This window comes from Acetobacter sp. KSO5, assembly GCF_044094635.1.
Taxonomy (GTDB): Bacteria; Pseudomonadota; Alphaproteobacteria; order Acetobacterales; family Acetobacteraceae; genus Acetobacter; species Acetobacter cerevisiae.
In genome coordinates this window covers 1,352,747-1,368,924 of the sequence record NZ_CP172014.1, presented here as the reverse complement: position 1 = coordinate 1,368,924, position 16,178 = coordinate 1,352,747, and the positions used below count along the sequence as shown (strand labels likewise).

11 protein-coding genes are annotated in these 16,178 nt (G+C 59.5%); 7 read left to right on the top strand and 4 right to left on the bottom strand.

Annotated elements, in window-relative coordinates:
- Nucleotides 1-109: 109 nt before the first annotated feature.
- Complete coding sequence (locus tag ACHQGU_RS06190; protein ID WP_062251033.1) at nucleotides 110-658, top strand: HdeD family acid-resistance protein; 549 nt, start codon at nucleotides 110-112, stop codon at nucleotides 656-658.
- Between the two features lie 200 nt (nucleotides 659-858).
- Here ACHQGU_RS06190 and ACHQGU_RS06185 read toward each other — a convergent pair whose 3' ends face one another.
- Entirely contained in the window at nucleotides 859-1,479 is a 621-nt protein-coding gene (locus ACHQGU_RS06185) for a TetR/AcrR family transcriptional regulator (RefSeq protein ID WP_395496190.1), read from the bottom strand.
- A 99-nt stretch (nucleotides 1,480-1,578) separates the two neighbouring features.
- On the opposite strand from ACHQGU_RS06185, the gene ACHQGU_RS06180 reads away from it, so the two are divergent.
- The gene (locus tag ACHQGU_RS06180) at nucleotides 1,579-3,000 is read left to right on the top strand and encodes a coniferyl aldehyde dehydrogenase (RefSeq protein WP_395496189.1); all 1,422 of its coding nucleotides are present in this window, start codon (nucleotides 1,579-1,581) and stop codon (nucleotides 2,998-3,000) included.
- A gap of 38 nt (nucleotides 3,001-3,038) precedes the next feature.
- Here ACHQGU_RS06180 and ACHQGU_RS06175 read toward each other — a convergent pair whose 3' ends face one another.
- Nucleotides 3,039-5,705, bottom strand: a complete 2,667-nt coding sequence (locus tag ACHQGU_RS06175) for a cation:proton antiporter (protein WP_395496188.1) — start codon at nucleotides 5,703-5,705, stop codon at nucleotides 3,039-3,041.
- 300 nt (nucleotides 5,706-6,005) lie between these two features.
- Between ACHQGU_RS06175 and fumC the strand changes: the two genes are divergently transcribed.
- The 5 genes from fumC to ACHQGU_RS06150 all read left to right on the top strand — a co-directional run bounded on the left by fumC (nucleotide 6,006) and on the right by ACHQGU_RS06150 (nucleotide 12,495).
- Nucleotides 6,006-7,454, top strand: a complete 1,449-nt coding sequence (gene fumC, locus ACHQGU_RS06170; protein ID WP_395496187.1) for a class II fumarate hydratase — start codon at nucleotides 6,006-6,008, stop codon at nucleotides 7,452-7,454.
- Between the two features lie 45 nt (nucleotides 7,455-7,499).
- Nucleotides 7,500-7,679 (top strand): hypothetical protein, encoded by a 180-nt coding sequence (locus ACHQGU_RS06165; RefSeq protein WP_156470205.1) that lies wholly within the window; start codon nucleotides 7,500-7,502, stop codon nucleotides 7,677-7,679.
- Between the two features lie 14 nt (nucleotides 7,680-7,693).
- Nucleotides 7,694-7,855, top strand: a complete 162-nt coding sequence (locus ACHQGU_RS06160; protein WP_156470204.1) for a hypothetical protein — start codon at nucleotides 7,694-7,696, stop codon at nucleotides 7,853-7,855.
- A gap of 13 nt (nucleotides 7,856-7,868) precedes the next feature.
- A complete protein-coding gene (locus ACHQGU_RS06155) occupies nucleotides 7,869-9,602 on the top strand; it encodes an ABC transporter substrate-binding protein (RefSeq protein WP_395496185.1) in 1,734 nt (577 codons plus the stop codon).
- A gap of 259 nt (nucleotides 9,603-9,861) precedes the next feature.
- Nucleotides 9,862-12,495, top strand: a complete 2,634-nt coding sequence (locus ACHQGU_RS06150) for a Hint domain-containing protein (protein WP_395496183.1) — start codon at nucleotides 9,862-9,864, stop codon at nucleotides 12,493-12,495.
- A 125-nt stretch (nucleotides 12,496-12,620) separates the two neighbouring features.
- On the opposite strand, the gene pstS is transcribed toward ACHQGU_RS06150, so the two are convergent.
- Nucleotides 12,621-13,673, bottom strand: a complete 1,053-nt coding sequence (pstS, locus tag ACHQGU_RS06145) for a phosphate ABC transporter substrate-binding protein PstS (protein WP_395496182.1) — start codon at nucleotides 13,671-13,673, stop codon at nucleotides 12,621-12,623.
- A gap of 42 nt (nucleotides 13,674-13,715) precedes the next feature.
- A complete protein-coding gene (gene pheT, locus ACHQGU_RS06140) occupies nucleotides 13,716-16,175 on the bottom strand; it encodes a phenylalanine--tRNA ligase subunit beta (protein ID WP_395496181.1) in 2,460 nt (819 codons plus the stop codon).
- Nucleotides 16,176-16,178 lie beyond the last annotated feature (3 nt).

Below are 16,178 nucleotides of genomic sequence, written 5' to 3'. Positions count from 1 at the left end.
CCGCTCAGAGCCGGGAAAGCGTGCCTTTACAGATAGTATTTCCGCCGTGCGTGCCTTAGATTGTTCCATGATTTTCAGAAACACCTCTAAAGAATAAGGAAAAACCACCATGCCGTTCGCTAAAAAATGGGCGATGTTTGTCGCTCTGGGCGCGGTGCTGATTGCGCTGGGCTTTATTGCCTGCGTCGATGCGATTTCCGTCACGCTGGCCAGCACAATTTTTATTGGCATTCTGCTGATTATTGCCGGCGCCTTTCAGGTTGCCCATGCCTTTGCCGTGCGGGAATGGGGCGGCGTCCTGTTCTCCGCGCTGTTTGGCCTGCTTTATATCGTGGCTGGCGGCATGATTATTGAAGAACCCGCCACCGGCTCCGTGATGATCACCCTGTTTGCCGCCGCCTGCTTTATTGTGGTGGGTGTGATGCGCAGCCTTATGGCCATCCAGTATCGCAGCCTGCCCGGCTGGGGCATTGTGCTGGCTGGCGGGCTGATCAGCCTTTTGGTCGGCCTGTCCCTGTATTTCACCCTGCCCTGGTCCGGCCTGTGGCTGATTGGCACTTTCGTTGGGGTTGAACTGATTACCAGCGGCATCGGCTGGCTCCAGTTCGGTCTGGCCCTGCGCCAGAGCGACGTTCGGCCGCCCATCAGCCGACTGTAAAAGCAACCGGTCCTTTAAGGCGAGAAAAGGCGCTTTGCTTTCATGCAGAGCGCCTTTTTTATGCGATAGGTGCAGAGGTCGTTTAAACCTGCCCCAAAATCTGCCCGACCACCTGCCCAATTCCGGCAAACGCTGCCCTAAACTGCTTTTCTGTCGGATGTCAGGCTCTAGCCGATCACCAGATTGGGGGCATAAAGGTTTCAGTGTTCCTTACGGGGGCTCTGAGACAGCCCATCCAGCAGCACATCCAGTGCGGCCCGGACCGGATCTGGCCCGACTTTTTCTTCAAGAAGCTGACCGTTCATCGCCAGCATAGCCAGACCATGCACCTGCGCCCAACTGGCTGCCGCCTGTGCCGTGATGGGAACAGCGCGGAAACTGCCATCCTGTTGCCCCTCTTGCAGAAGGCGCAACAGAACCCCGAACGTCGCCATAGCGGCCTCATGTAAGCGTGGGTCCGCCGCCTTATCCGCATCAGCACTAAACATCAGCCGATACAAGCCGGGGCTATGACATGCAAAGGCAATACAGGCCTGAGCACCAGCGACAAATTTCTCGCGAGAGGAAGGCAGACCTGAAGACAGTGCTGTCTCCATCGCCTGCCCAAGCCGGACAAAGCCAATACGAGCCAGCTCCCGCAAAAGTGCCTCTTTATCCCGAAAGTGCTTATAGGGCGCAGCGTGACTGACGCCGGTACGCCGTGCCACTTCCCGCAGCGTAAAAGCCCAGGTCTGATCGGCAGCCAACATGGCAAGAGCTGTGTCGATCAGAGCGCGATGCAGATCCCCATGATGATAGGGCCGCTGTTTGGTATCACTCATTCGTGAGGCCTATGTTTACAAGAGAAACTTTATTGACGCGGATTTGTTTTCCTCCATAGCCTGCCCAGAAAAGTTTTCCCTGTAAACATGGAGGACGCAATGTCCGACACTGTTCCCGCCCCCACACACTCTTCTGAATTGCACCATGTTCTCGACCAACAGCGCGCCGCCTTCCTGCGAGATGGCCCACCCGAACTGGCTCAGCGTCGGGCTGCCCTCCGCCGCCTGAAAGCTGAAATTCTAAGGCGACGCACAGAAATCACCCGCGCCCTGAACACAGATTTCGGCCAGCGCTCGGAGCGGGAAAGCGCCATTGTGGAACTGATCCCTTTGGTGCAGTCCATCACCTACCTCATCCGGCATGTGGGCCACTGGATGCAGCCGGAACGTCGCCACGTTTCTGCATATTTCCAGTTTGGACGCGCATGGGTTATCCGTCAGCCGGTCGGCGTCGTGGGCATTATCGCCCCGTGGAATTACCCCGTTTCCCTCGCTCTTGTTCCGCTGGCCACGGCCATTGCGGCAGGCAACCGCGCCATGCTCAAACCCTCGGAACTCACGCCCGCGACCTCGGCCGTCATCGCAAAAATTGTTCAGGCTGTGTTTCCGCCGGAGCAGGTTTCCGTTGTTCTGGGAGATGCGGACGTCGGGGCGGCCTTCTCAGCCCTGCCGTTCGACCATCTGCTGTTTACAGGCAGCACAGCGGTCGGAAAGAAGGTGGCTGTCGCCGCTGCCCGCAACCTGACACCGGTCACGCTCGAACTGGGCGGCAAGTCTCCCGTTGTGATTGAACCCGGTTTTTCCATGACGCAGGCGGCGGAGCGGGTAGCCTACGGCAAACTGACCAACGCCGGCCAAACCTGCATCGCCCCGGATTATGTCCTGCTGCACGAACAGGATCAGGAGCGTTTTGCACAAGCCTATCAGGAGGCCGCACACACACTCCACCCCAACGGATATGCCGGCTCACCCGATTACACAGCCATCCTCAATACGCATCATTACGAGCGGCTCAGCGGTCTGGTCCATGATGCTGAGGCACAAGGAGCACAGGTCATTCGGCTGGGGCAGGATGCACCTGCCGAACATCTTCTTGCCCCGGTTCTGCTGCTGAATGTCACGCCAGACATGGCGGTCATGCAGGAAGAAATTTTCGGCCCCGTCCTGCCTGTACTGACCTATCGCCACCTTGATGAAGCGATTGCCTTCATCAACGCCCGCCCCCGCCCGCTGGCCCTGTATTACTTTGGAGACAAGCGCGTTGAACGGAACAAACTGCTGAAGCGCACAGTGTCAGGCAACGTCACGCTCAACGGGACATTGCTGCACTACGCTCAGGATGATCTGCCCTTTGGCGGGGTGGGAGACAGTGGCATGGGAGCCTACCACGGCAAGGAAGGCTTCATCGCCCTCACCCATCCACGCGGGATTTACAAGCAGGGGCGGTTCAACGCCGCAACACTCCTCAAGCCTCCGTTTGGGAAGCTCACGGACATCATAACAAAATTTATTCTGCACTAAAAAAAGGCCAGAGCACCTGAATGCTCTGGCCTTTTGCCTCAGTTGGAGGAGGAAGGCGGCGGCTCTGACTTCTCATCACCCGTCGTCGCATCATCCGCAGGCTTCGCAGACACAGACGGCGGCATTTTGCCATCCAGCCTCAGCAACGCTTTGGCGGCCACACCGGGGCGTTCACTGCCCTGCTCGCCCGGAGCGGCCCCGGGCACCAGCTTGATGGCTCGTTCGCCCTCTTCACGCTTGCGCCGCAGCCGTTCAATATTTTCCAGCACAAGCGGATATTCTTCGACCAGCCGCCGGAAGCGAGAGGCACTGATAACCATGAAATGCCCAAACTGCACGGCACGGATATTGGCCGGGCACCGCTCGTTATTAATGGTGGAAAGCGCGCCAATCAGGTCCCCTGCACCGTAGAGAACATCCCGCTCCGCCACATGCGATTCCGCCAGCCCCGCGCTGATGAAGTAGATATTGCGGATCTTGCGCCCACGGCGGCAGATCAGCTCCTGCGGGGCCACAAAACGCAGAGACGTGGTGGTTGCCAGATCATGCAGTTCCGCATTGGGCAGCCCCCGGAACACGGCAGCATGTTTCAGGCGGCTTTCAATCCCGCTGCGCAGATCAAAGCTCAGCGGCTTGTCCAGCCGGTGGCGGCGACGTTCCAGCTCTTTCAACAGCTCACGGTTCAGCTCATCACTAATCAGAGATTCCGCCAGCAGGGAGTCATATTCCTCCCCTTCCAGCCGCAGGACGATCTGCCGGAAAATCCGGTTTTCCAGCGCTTCTGAATAACCATGATAGTGCAGACGCAGGGTTTCCAGCGCCTCATCCAGCAGCTTCCGCTGCCGTTGCAGTACCTCCGCCACAACCTCACCAATACGGCTGCCCAGCGTCGGCTCCAGCCGCTCACTCATAAAGCGCGTGAGCGAGATAGAGACGAAATGCGCCACCATCAGCATTTCAAAACGCTCGGCCATGCACAGCATCAGAGGCCGGTCGATGCGCAGGTTTTTATGAATCCACTGCGCGGCCTTAAAGCGCAGAGACGGGCTCAGCCGCTTACGGAGCGCCCGCACATACCCCAGGCGCCCTTCCAGCCGTGCGCCGTCAATCGCGGCTTCGGAAGACCGGAGCAAGGTTTCCATCACCCGGCGGGACAGGCCCTGAATACGGAAGAGATCCAGCAGAACAGACCGTTCCTGACTGGCAATGGTGATCAGTGCCAGATTCACGCGCTGTGTATCCCCCAGCGCGGTATCGAAGGAGTTAGCAGCCTGCTCCTCATGCGCGCGGCGGTCCACCTGCTCAATGACGGTGCCGGTCGCATCGGTGGAAAAGCCAAGGCCGTCCGCCAGCTTTTCAGCCCGGTCCTTCACATTTTCCAGACCAATGCTCAGCACCTGATGCCGCATGGCTTCATCAATGGGTGAGAGTTTGTCGAGCTTGAGGAACAGCACCAGAGACCGCAGCGTCGTGCCATTCAGCAGCAGCGTAATCAGCACGAATCCGGTTGCGAGAATACCGATAAAGTGGGCCACTGGCGTGGAGACGCGCTCGTTCTCCGTCACAGCCAGCGCCAGCGCCAGCGTAATGGCCCCGCGCAGACCGCCCCAGACCATGGTGACCTTGAATGGTGTCGGCACAGGGGGCGCCAGCTTGGTCATGGCGAGGAAAGGCAGCAGACCAAACACCACCGCCCCACGCGCAGCCAGCCCTGCAACGCTGGCAATCAGGATCAGCACGCAGTCCCAGCGGGTCATGCCCACCAGCAGATGCGGCACCAGCATGGAGGCCAGTACGAACACCAGAGACCCGGCCCAGAACACAAGCTGTTGCCAGAGCTGGTTGAGGAAAAGCCATGTTTGCGGTCGGACCGTGGATGGCCCGTAGACCGACAGCGTCAGCCCGGCAGCCGCCGTGGCAACCACGCCGGATACGCCCAGAAATTCGTCAGAAACAATATAGGCCACATAAGGGAGTGCCACGGTCAGCGTAATTTCCGCCGCTGCCGAGCCACCGAGGGCCGTAATCATCATCAGGGTCAACTGCCCGAACACCACACCCACAATCAGTGCGCCAACAAAGGAGATCACGAACGAGATCACCGCCTCGCCGGGATGAATGGCATGGTGCAGCGTGACGGACGGCAGCAGAATGGAGAAGATGGAAATTGCCGCCGCGTCATTCAGCAGCGCCTCACCTTCCACCAGACGGGTCAGCCGCGTTGCGGCCCCGATATCGCGGAAAATCCCGGCCACAGCGGACGGGTCGGTCGTCGCCACAATGGAGCCCAGCAGCAGGCAGACCACCAGCGGCATTTCTGCAAACGGATACAGCGCCAGCCCGATCGCACCTGTAGAGACCACAACAGCCACCACAGCCAGCAGCAGCACCGTCGCGGCCTCATGCGCCAGACGCCGCACATCAATGGCCAGCGCGCCCTGAAAAACCAGCACAGGCAGGAAGATCAGCAGGAACGCTTCACTGTTGATGGGAAAATCGAGCAGCGTTTCCGCAATGCCGTTCAGCGCAGACGTATGCGTGGTGCGCAGGGCGAGGTCCGCCAGACTGCCAATAATAATGCCGACAATAGCCAGCAGCACGGTTTCAGACAGCTCCAGCCTGCGGGCAATAGGCTGCACCGTGCTGACAATGACAAGAAGAAGCGCAATGGCAAGCAGTACCGCAGCCAAACCCGTTACCGCCATACCCTCTTTGCTCCTCCAGCCAGATTATTCTGCAATCAGATCTTCCTGTTACACGGTGATAAGGCACCAGAAAGGCAGACGTTCCAGAATGTGAGTGTCTTTTAACACACTCTTTTGGCGAAAACCTACCGCCCCCGGTGCGTTTCCTGCCTTGCAGAAGGGCTCTGTCGTGGGGTGAGCCTCGCTGCAATGTGACTTTATTCTGACATGCGGCAGCTATGCCACACCCCATATTGGAAAAAGGACGCCAGACCTCCGCACCACGGCATGAGGCCGGCATGAACAATCGGGATGCGTATCATGAACTCATCACCCAAAATCACAGACTGCCCAGTAGGCCTGACTGCAACGGGGTTCCGCATGGAGCGGGACTCTATGGGCGAAATCAAAGTGCCCGCAGACAAATACTGGGGGGCACAGACCCAGCGTAGTCTCGTGCATTTTTCCATTGGGGAAGACCACATGCCCCTGCCCCTCTGCCATGCCTATGCGGTGGTGAAAAAAGCCGCGGCGCTAGTCAACGCGGCAGACGGGCGGATGCCACAATGGAAGGCTGATCTGATTGCCCGCGTGGCGGATGAAATCTGTGCCGGTAAGCTGGACGCACATTTCCCCCTCTATGTCTGGCAGACAGGCTCCGGCACCCAGACGAACATGAATCTGAATGAGGTCATCGCCAACCGGGCCATCCAGCTTGCGGGGGGTGAAGTCGGCTCCAAAACGCCGGTGCATCCGAATGATGACGTCAACATGGGTCAGTCGAGCAATGACTCCTTTCCCACGGCCATGCATGTCGTCACGCTGCTGGAAATAGAAGACCGGCTGATCCCCGCTGTGGAAGCCCTGAGCGACAGCATCCAGAGCAAAGCCGAGCAGTGGATGAATGTTGTCAAAATTGGCCGCACCCACCTGCAGGACGCCGTGCCACTTACCGTCGGGCAGGAATGGTCCGGCTGGGCCTGTATGCTGGAAGATGCTCTGGGCAACCTGCGCACCGCACGCGAGGGCCTGTACCAGCTTGCTGCGGGTGGCACCGCCGTCGGCACCGGGCTGAACGCCCCCGCAGGCTTCAGCAAAGCCATTGCCAGCAAGATTGCCGAGCTGACAGGCCGCCCGTTTGTCACCGCTCCCAACAAATTCGCGGCTCTGGGTGGGCTGGACGCCATGGTCCGGGCCTCTGCGGGCTTACGCGGGCTGGCGGTCCCCCTCCTGAAAATTGCCAATGATATGCGCCTGCTGGCCTCCGGCCCGCGCTGCGGACTGGGAGAACTGCATCTGCCGGAAAATGAACCCGGCTCTTCCATCATGCCCGGCAAGGTTAACCCGACCCAGTGTGAAGCCATGGTGATGATCGCCTCACAGGTTCTGGGCAATGATGCCACCGTGGGTTTTGCCGCCAGCCAGGGTCAGCTGGACCTGAACGTGATGCGCCCGGTCATTCTGGCCAACTGTCTGCACAGCATCCGTATTCTGGCGGATGGCTGCCGGAACTTCAGAGTTTTCTCCGTGGAAGGAACGGAACTGAATGAGCCGCGTCTTGCTCAGTATGTGAATGGCTCCGTCATGCTCGTCACCGCTCTCAGCCCCGCTATCGGGTATGATAAAGCGGCGGACATTGCGCATCGGGCCATGGAGCAGAACCTCAGCCTGCGGGAGGCTGCCGTGCAGTCAGGCTATCTGGACGGCGAGGCCTTTGACAGGCTGGTTAACCCGCTGGATATGGTGGGCAACGGCGTGGCCGGGGCCTGACACACATCCCTTTCGTCCCACTCCAAATCCCGGTATGGTTGCCTGATGAAACGTTTTCCTATTTCTGCACGGTTGATGATGCCCGGCCTGTTCCTGCTGGGCTTGCTGGGGCTTGGCGCTTGCGCGGATGATCATGATCATCACTACTACCACCCCAGAACGCATCATGGGGAACGCGGGCCGAGCTGGTACCGCCCTCCCACCAATCCCACGACACAGCGCTAAGGAGCCGCAGGCTTATGCAAGGCAAACTCGTGCGGCTTGGCATTGTCATCGCCACGCTAATTCTGGGCATTTTTCTGGTCAGTTCCCTCTACAGGAACTTCTCTCACCTTATGGACCCGCCTCCGGGGCAGACTGATCAGCCTGCGGTTAACGAAGCCCCGGCCGACAAGCCTTAAAAGAGGAGCAGGAATGCGCGCCTTCCGCACCCTCATGCACCGGGGCGTGCACCGTTCCTGTTCCGCCGTCCTGCTGGCTGGCCTGACAACAACCGCCAGCATGGTAACGGCCATAGCCCAAACAGCCGTTGACCAAACGCCTGAAACGCTGGCGGCCCATCGGGGTGGCACGCTCAGGCTGGTCGCCGCAGCGTCCGGCGGCACGCTGGACCCGCAGATCAATTACACCAGCAAATACATCAATCTCTATGCCGTCGTGTATGACGGTCTGACGACCTTCCGCAAAGTAACCGGCCCCCGAGGCAATGATGTTGTGCCCGATCTGGCCGAAACGCTCCCTGCCCCGCAGGATGGCGGCCTGACCTATGTCTTCACCCTCCGCCCGGACATCCGTTTTTCCAACGGTCAGCCCCTGACCACGGCAGATGTTGCAGCCTCCTTCCGGCGCATTTTCCGGGTTGGCTCTCCAACGGCAGGCTCCTTCTATTCTGCTATTACCGGAGCCGATGCCTGCCTGCGCAGCCCCGCAACCTGCACACTCAAGGACGGCATTACGGAAGACCCGGCACACCGCACCGTCACCTTCCACCTTGCCCGGCCCGATACGGAATTTCTGCAAAAGCTGGCCTTCACGCATGCCGTCATTCTCCCAGCCGAAACCCCGGACCATGATCTTGGCAACGTAGCCGCCCCCAGCACAGGGCCATATCGGATCACCACCTATGACCCGAACAAATTCCTGCATCTGGACCGCAACCCGTATTTCCGGGTGTGGGATGCCCAAGCCCAGCCCGAGGGCTACCCGGACCGCATAGAATATAGCTTCGGCATTCCGGATGAAGCCGCCGTGACTGCTGTTGAAAATGGTCAGTATGACTGGCTGGCGGACACCGTTCCCATGGACAGGCTGGGGGAACTGGGCAGCCGCTTTACGGCGCAAACCCATGTCGCACCCCATCCGGCCATGTATTTCATCCCGATGAACGTCAATTTGCCGCCCTTCAACCAGCTTAAGGCACGGCAGGCCGTTAATTACGCACTCAACCGCAAGGCGATGGTCATTCTGTATGGCGGCCCCGGCATTGCCCGGCCTCTGTGCGGGATGTTGCCTTCCTCCTTCCCCGTCGCGTCGGACCAGTGCTTCTACACCCGCGGCGCCTCACCCGCCGCGCCTGCCGCACAATGGTCTGCGCCGGATCTGGAAAAGGCCCGTGCTCTGGTGCGGGAAAGCGGGACCGCCGGGCAGCACGTCACGCTGGTTACAGCCAATACGAGCATCGATTACGCCATGGGCACATGGCTGCGCGACATGCTGCAAAACCTTGGCTATCAGGCCACGCTCCGCCCGCTCAGCAGTTCCATGGCGTTCAATTACATGCAGAACTCCGGCAATCACGTGCAGATTGCCCTGAAGGACTGGTCAGCGGACTATCCGTCCCCCTCCAACTTTCTGGATGACCTGCTGGGCTGTGAGAACTTCCACCCCAATTCGGACAGTTCCATCAACATCCCCGGCTTTTGTGACAAACGCATTCAGGCGCTCATGGACCGTGCCAAAACGGATGTCTCCCTCACCCAGCACCAAACGGATGAGCTCTGGCGGGAAGTAGACCATCTGGTCATGGAACAGGCCCCCATCGCCCCGGCGATTGAGAAAGATGATGTCATCATCACCTCGCCGCGCCTGAAGAATTTCTTTTACACTCAGGTCAATAAGCTCTTTTTCTCACAGGTCTGGCTCCAATAACCCTTCCCGGCCCGCTTTATCCACAGAATCTGTGGATGAAAGTCGGGACAACAATGGGATGAGTACTGGATGACTGCATATATCCCCCGCAAGACGCATCTTGCAGGAGGACAAAACCCCACCCCACACAGCGCCAGTGAAGGTTTTGTTAAAGATTAAAGTTAGTTTTGTTAAATATTAACACATCACCTTCCGAGCCTCTATTCGGGACAATCAGACTTGCTACAGGACGCTTCTCCAGCCAGTGAGGACGCCTGACGTGAGCAGCAACACGGTTACCCTGAATTCTGACCAGACCTATTCCAACACAAACACCCTCAGCACCAGCAAAACCACGGTGTCTGTTGATCTGGATTCCGTCGAAACACTCGATATTGAAAACAGCGGCACACTTCAGTCCACCGGCAAACGCGGGATTGACGCGACAGCCAGCGGCACAGCAGCAACCGTCTCCGGGGCAAACCTGACCATCAACAATACCGGCACCATCGAAGGCTCTGATGATGGCGTGCGGATTGATGCGGATATGCCCTCCGCCACCATTGCCCTGACCAATAGTGGCACGATTGATTCCACAACCGATGGGCAGGCGATCGACTTCGACTCACTGGCAACTGCTTCCAGCATCACCATCACCAACACCGCAACCGGCGTGATCAAATCAACAGACGCGGACGCCATACGGCCCGGTGAAAACGCCGTTATCAACAACGCCGGTGAGATTTACGCAGATGGCGCAAACGGCGCCACCAAGAATGACGGCATCGATTTTCAGGACCATTCCGGCACCGTTAACAATTCCGGCACCATTTCCGCTGCGCGGCACGGCATTACCAGCAGCACAGATGTTGTGGTGGTGAATGAAGCTGGCGGCGAAATTACCGGACGAGACGGCTCCGGCGTTGGCTCGGACGGCACGGGCACTGTCACCAATTACGGCACGATCACCGGCGCTTACGATGGGTCCGGCACGGGTGATGGTGATGGCGTGGATATCGACAGCTACTCCATTATCGACAATTACGGCACCATTCAGGGCACCGGCGCTGGCGGCAACGGGAGCGATGGCTACCCAAACACCAGCGAAGGTCTGGCGCTGGGCGGTGGCAGCATTACCAACCATGCGGGTGCAACCATCAGCGGTGCACAGAACGGGATCCTGATTGATAACAGCAGTCAGGGCTATGCCCCTTACGCCACAACGCTGGTCAATGATGGCACCATTCAGGGGCTGGACGGCTACGGCATCCATATCAATGACGATAAGGATGACACCATTACCAACTCCGGCACCATTTCCGGCACCACAGACGCCATTCTGCTTGGGGATGGGAATGACACGCTGAACATCGAGACCGGCTCGGTCATCACGGGCACGGTGGATGGCGGCGGCGGCATGAATACGGTCAATCTCTCCGGTTCCGGCACGTTTGACGGCGCACAAAATTTCCAGACCATGACGGTCGCCGGCGCGTGGACGCTTTCCGGCAACCAGTCCTACCAGAACGTCACCATTACAAGCGGCGCCTCTCTGGTGCTGGACGGGGCCGCCCCCTCCACAGAGACCATCACCTTCAGTGACAACACCGGCAAGCTGACCCTTCAGTCCCCCTCCACGTTTGCCGCCACACTTGCCAACTTCACAATCGGTAACACGCTGGACCTGTCATCCCTCACCGATGATGGGACTGCCACGCTCAGTGTTTTCGGCAACACCGCAACAGTAACCGATGGCCAGACCAGCTACACCCTGACCTTCAGTTCGTCCGACCTCTCCCACCTCACACTGGGCAAAGCGGATAATGGCACGGTCCAGCTCGAAGTCGTCGTCTGCTTCCTGCCCGGCGCGCTGATAGAAGCCGAAGGCGCTCTGAAACGCGTGGAAGATCTCCGCATTGGGGATGAGGTCATGACCTATGACAAAGGCCATGCCGAACTACGGGAGATCATTTGGGTCGGCAAGCGCCCTGTCACGGTACAACCCGGTCTGGCCCCGGATGACGCGGGCTGCCCGGTCCGCATTCTGAAAAACGCCTTTGCCGATAATGTGCCGTTTGAAGATCTGCTCGTAACCCCCGAACATTGCTTCTATTTTGATGGCTGTTTTGTGCCCGTGCGTATGCTGGTGAATGGTGCGTCCATTCTCTACGACACCACAATCAGCCAGTATGACTGCTTCCATATTGAAACAGCGCAGCATGCCGTCATCCGTGCAAACGGAACTCTGACGGAAAGCTATCTGGATACGGGCAACCGCCGCAGATTCACCCAGCCGGGCCCGCTGACGTGCTTCCCCTCTGCTCCCAAAACATGGGCGCAGGATAGCGCCGCCACCCTGACCGTTGCCCGGCAGGATGTCGAACCGCTGTTTAACACCTTCAGGGCTCGCGCTCAGACCCTTGGTCTGTTGGCCTCCACGCTCCCGCGTCAGACCACGCAGGATGCGAACCTGCATCTGCTCACTTCAACCGGCACACACCTCCGCCCTCTGCGCACCGAACAGGACCGCTCCATTTTTCTTCTCCCACCAAACGTGACTGAGGTTTCTCTGATCTCACGCGCAAGCCGTCCCTCTGACAGCATCGGCCCCTTTGTAGATGACCGCCGGACGCTCGGTGTGCTGGTTGGCAGCCTGACGTGCGTGCAGGCTGGCACACCGTACAGGCTGACCTCACACCTGACAGACAGCACTCTGTCCGGCTGGCATGCACCAGAGAACGCAGCAGGCTGCTGGACCAATGGGTGCGCAACGCTTCCGCTGCTTCCGGCAGCATCTTCCACAAGCCGGTTGCTCGCTGTGGAAATTCTGGCCGCAGCCCCCTATCTGCTGGGCACTAAGGCAGAGGACGCCAAAGAGGCAGCCTCTCTTTCGCCGGCAACAGCCTGCGCCTGAATACACCGCACTGACGCCAGCCTGCCAGGCCGAGCCGATATACAACAAAAAGGGCGGGCACATGATGTGTCCGCCCTTTTCTATGTTAATCTCTCGACACTTAAGCCGTCAAAAGCCTCGGGATGCTATTCCGCAGGCGTTCCCGGATGCACAAGCTGATCCAGCCGCCCGAGCGCCATGGTTTTCACCCGCTCGGGGATAGGCACGTAATCCAGCTTGCGGCTGGCCTCCTCACCATGTGTCAGCCCCCAGCGGAAGAACGTCTGGACAGCCTGCCCATGCGCGGTGCCGGCCAGACGCTGCGGCACCAGAACATAGGTTGTGGTCACAATGGGCCACGCCCCCTCGCCCTGAGTGTCAGACAAGGGTGCTGTCAGGGTCTTATCGTCCCACACAGCAGAGTCTGCCGCTTTAGCAAAACTCTCTGCCGAGGCTGTCACAAAGCCGCCAGCCTTGTTCTGCAACTGCACCATCGGCAGGTGATTACGCTCGGCATACGCATATTCCACGTAGCCTATGCTGCCTTCCGTATTGGCCACGTAGGACGCAATGCCGTCATTCCCACGTGTGCCAGACCCGACTGGCCAGTCAACCGATGTCCCACGCCCGACGGACGTGCTCCATTCGGGAGACACCCGGCCAAGGTAATCCGTAAACACAAAGGTCGTGCCAGACCCATCCGCCCGGTGCAGCGGGGCCACCGGCAGATCAGGCAGCTTGAGGTTCGGGTTCAGTGCCACAATGCGCGGATCATTCCACGTGCTGATACTGCCATCATACAGACCAGCCAGCACAGGCCCTGTCAGCCGTAATGCCCCATCAGGCACTCCGGGCACATTCACAATCACCACAATGCCGCCAATGCCTGTGGGAAATTGCATGAGATGCCCGGTCTCCAGCTTTTCCGGTGCCATTGGCGCATCAGAAGCCCCGAAATCCACCGTACCAGCCAGCACCATGTTCTGCCCGGCCCCGGAGCCGATGGTCTGGTAATTGACCCGTACCCCGGTGCTTCCTGACGAAGCCGCAGACCATGCCTGATAAAGCGGGGCCGCAAAGCTGGACCCTGCCCCGGTAATCTCTTCCGCCCGCAGGCTCTGCGTGCCGCACAGAAGCACCGTGGCAGAAAGCAGCGCCAGCTTTGCCCCATGTTTCAGGAGTGTCGTCCGGTGTGTCATACCTGCTGCTCTCCGCTTCCGGTTTCTGTCATGCTGCCCTGCTTAGCGCAGGGTTGCCCCTGTTGCTTTGGCGACAGCTGCCACAATACGCTCGGAAACAGCTTCCAGTTCCGCATCCGTCAGGCTTTTGTCTACGGGCTGCAAGGTGACTTCCACCCCCATGGAACGATGGCCTTCCGGCACATGCTCGCCTTCATACAGGTCAAACAGGCTGACATCGGACACAAGGTTGCGGTCCGCACCCTTCACGGCTTTCAGCAGTTTTTCACCCGGCACGTCGCGCGCCACCACAAAGGCAAAGTCACGCCGCACAGGCTGGAAGGCTGAGAGTTTCGGCGCGGCCTTCCGGCGGCGCTTCGGCTCCGGCACGGCATCCAGCAGGATTTCAAAACCCACCACCGGCACGTCAATACCTTCCGCCTGCAACAGAGACGGATGCAGTTCACCAAAGTAGCCCAGCACCATTTTCGGCCCCTGACGCAGCACGCCAGACCGGCCCGGATGATACCAGGACGGCGCATCCGGCGTCGCACTCAGGCCTTCAACAGAGACACCCAGCTGCGTGAGCAGTTCCAGCGCATCCGCCTTGGCGGTCCACAGAGACACAGCCGTGCTGACCTGCCCCGGATAGCGCGGCGTATGGCCCGCGCGGAGGCCTGCGGCAATCTGCTGCTGCCCGTCTTCCGAGAACCCGGCCCCAATTTCAAACAGGCCGATATCCGCCCAGCCCCGCGCGGCATTGCGCTGGCTGGCCGCAACCAGGTTGACCATGGGCGTGGGGCGCATCTGGTCCAGATCAGAGGCGATGGGATTCAGCAGACGCAGGGTGTCCGGTGCGCCACCAAAGCGCAGCGCATCCTCATGCGAGACAAAGGAGAACCCAACCGTTTCCACCAGTCCACGCGCAGCCAGAACCCGGCGCGCCCGCGCTGCCCGCACCTGACGCGGCGTAAGGGCCACAGCAGGCACCACGCTGACAGACGGCAGCGGCACCGGCGGCACAGCGTCCAGCCCTTTCAGGCGCAGCACTTCTTCCACCAGATCGCTCTCGGCTTCAATCAGCTCCACACCTTCGGCCGCGCGAGCGGCCTGATCAGCCGGCAGATCACGGCCCTGAGCCAGAACCGGCTTCTGGGCAATGTCATTGCGCCAGGACGGGACGCTGGCCCGCACATGGGTCTCGGTCTTTTCCTGAACCTCAAAGCCCAGCTTTTCGAGCAGTGCGACACTTTCCTCGGCAGGCACATCCAGCCCACCCAGATCCCGCACACGATTAAACCGCAGCGTGGCGTCCCGCTGCCATTTGGGCTGCTCACCAGCAGAGACAACCTCACTGGCCTCACCGCCGCACAGCTCAATAATCATGCGGGTTGCGGCTTCCATAGCCGCCACAGGCAGAGCCGGGTCTACACCGCGCTCAAAGCGATAGCTGGAATCAGAAGACAGACCCAGACGGCGGCAGCTCAGCGCAATATGCACGGGGTCAAACAGTGCACATTCCACGAACACGTCTGTCGTGCCCTCATCCGCACCGGAGGCGTCCCCGCCCATAATGCCTGCAACGGACTGCACACCGTTGGCATCGGTAATCACGCAGTCATCCGGCGTGACCGTATAGTCCTGCCCGTCCAGCGCTTTGAAGGTCTCTCCGGCACCATGACACAGCGTCAGACGGCTGCCTGAAAGTTTTTTAACATCAAAGACATGCAACGGGCGGCCAAGATCAAAACAGAAGTAATTGGTAATATCCACCAGCGTGGAAATGGACCGCAGACCAATGCTTTCCAGCTTGCGACGCAGCCATTCCGGGCTGGGACCATTCTTCACACCACGAATGGTGCGCCCCAGCACCCACGGGCAGGCTTCCGGATAGGAATTTTCCCACGTGATGGGGGACTCAAACGTCCCTTCAACAGCCTCGGCCATCCACGGACGCAACGTGCCCAGACCAGCAGCAGCAAGATCACGCGCAATCCCGCGCACGCTCAGCGCATCACCCCGGTTGGGGGTAATGGCAATTTCAATCACCACATCGTCCAGACCGGCAAAATCGGCATAGGACTGACCGGGGAGCGTATCCTCAGGCAGTTCCGCAATGCCGCCAGTATCTTCACCCATGCCCAGCTCACGCAGGGAGCACAGCATACCGCCGCTGGCTTCACCACGGATCTTGCCCGCCTTAATGGTGATATCCAGCCCCGGCACATACGTGCCCGGCTTTGCAAAAATGACCGCCAGACCGGCGCGCGCGTTCGGCGCACCGCACACAACCTGCACATCATTCATGCCCGGCCCGGCATCCACACGGCAGACCTGCAGACGGTCGGCATTCGGGTGCTGGGTGGCTTCCAGAATACGGGCGGTCAGGAACGGTTCCAGCGCAGCACCGGGGTTTTCCACCCCTTCAACCTCAAGGCCAATCTGGTTCAGCTTGGCGCAGATTTCCTCAACCGTGGCTGAGGTTTCAAGATGGTCATACAGCCATGAAAGCGTAAATTTCATGTC

What these genes read in the sequence shown, in the direction of transcription:
- ACHQGU_RS06160 (WP_156470204.1), top strand. Translation starts at nt 7,694, where the DNA reads ATGCAAGGCAAACTCGTGCGGCTTGGCATTGTCATCGCCACGCTAATT.
- ACHQGU_RS06180 (WP_395496189.1), top strand. Translation starts at nt 1,579, where the DNA reads ATGTCCGACACTGTTCCCGCCCCCACACACTCTTCTGAATTGCACCAT.
- pheT (WP_395496181.1), bottom strand. Translation starts at nt 16,175, where the DNA reads ATGAAATTTACGCTTTCATGGCTGTATGACCATCTTGAAACCTCAGCC.
- pstS (WP_395496182.1), bottom strand. Translation starts at nt 13,673, where the DNA reads ATGACACACCGGACGACACTCCTGAAACATGGGGCAAAGCTGGCGCTG.
- ACHQGU_RS06190 (WP_062251033.1), top strand. Translation starts at nt 110, where the DNA reads ATGCCGTTCGCTAAAAAATGGGCGATGTTTGTCGCTCTGGGCGCGGTG.
- ACHQGU_RS06165 (WP_156470205.1), top strand. Translation starts at nt 7,500, where the DNA reads ATGAAACGTTTTCCTATTTCTGCACGGTTGATGATGCCCGGCCTGTTC.
- ACHQGU_RS06175 (WP_395496188.1), bottom strand. Translation starts at nt 5,705, where the DNA reads ATGGCGGTAACGGGTTTGGCTGCGGTACTGCTTGCCATTGCGCTTCTT.
- fumC (WP_395496187.1), top strand. Translation starts at nt 6,006, where the DNA reads ATGAACTCATCACCCAAAATCACAGACTGCCCAGTAGGCCTGACTGCA.
- ACHQGU_RS06185 (WP_395496190.1), bottom strand. Translation starts at nt 1,479, where the DNA reads ATGAGTGATACCAAACAGCGGCCCTATCATCATGGGGATCTGCATCGC.
- ACHQGU_RS06155 (WP_395496185.1), top strand. Translation starts at nt 7,869, where the DNA reads ATGCGCGCCTTCCGCACCCTCATGCACCGGGGCGTGCACCGTTCCTGT.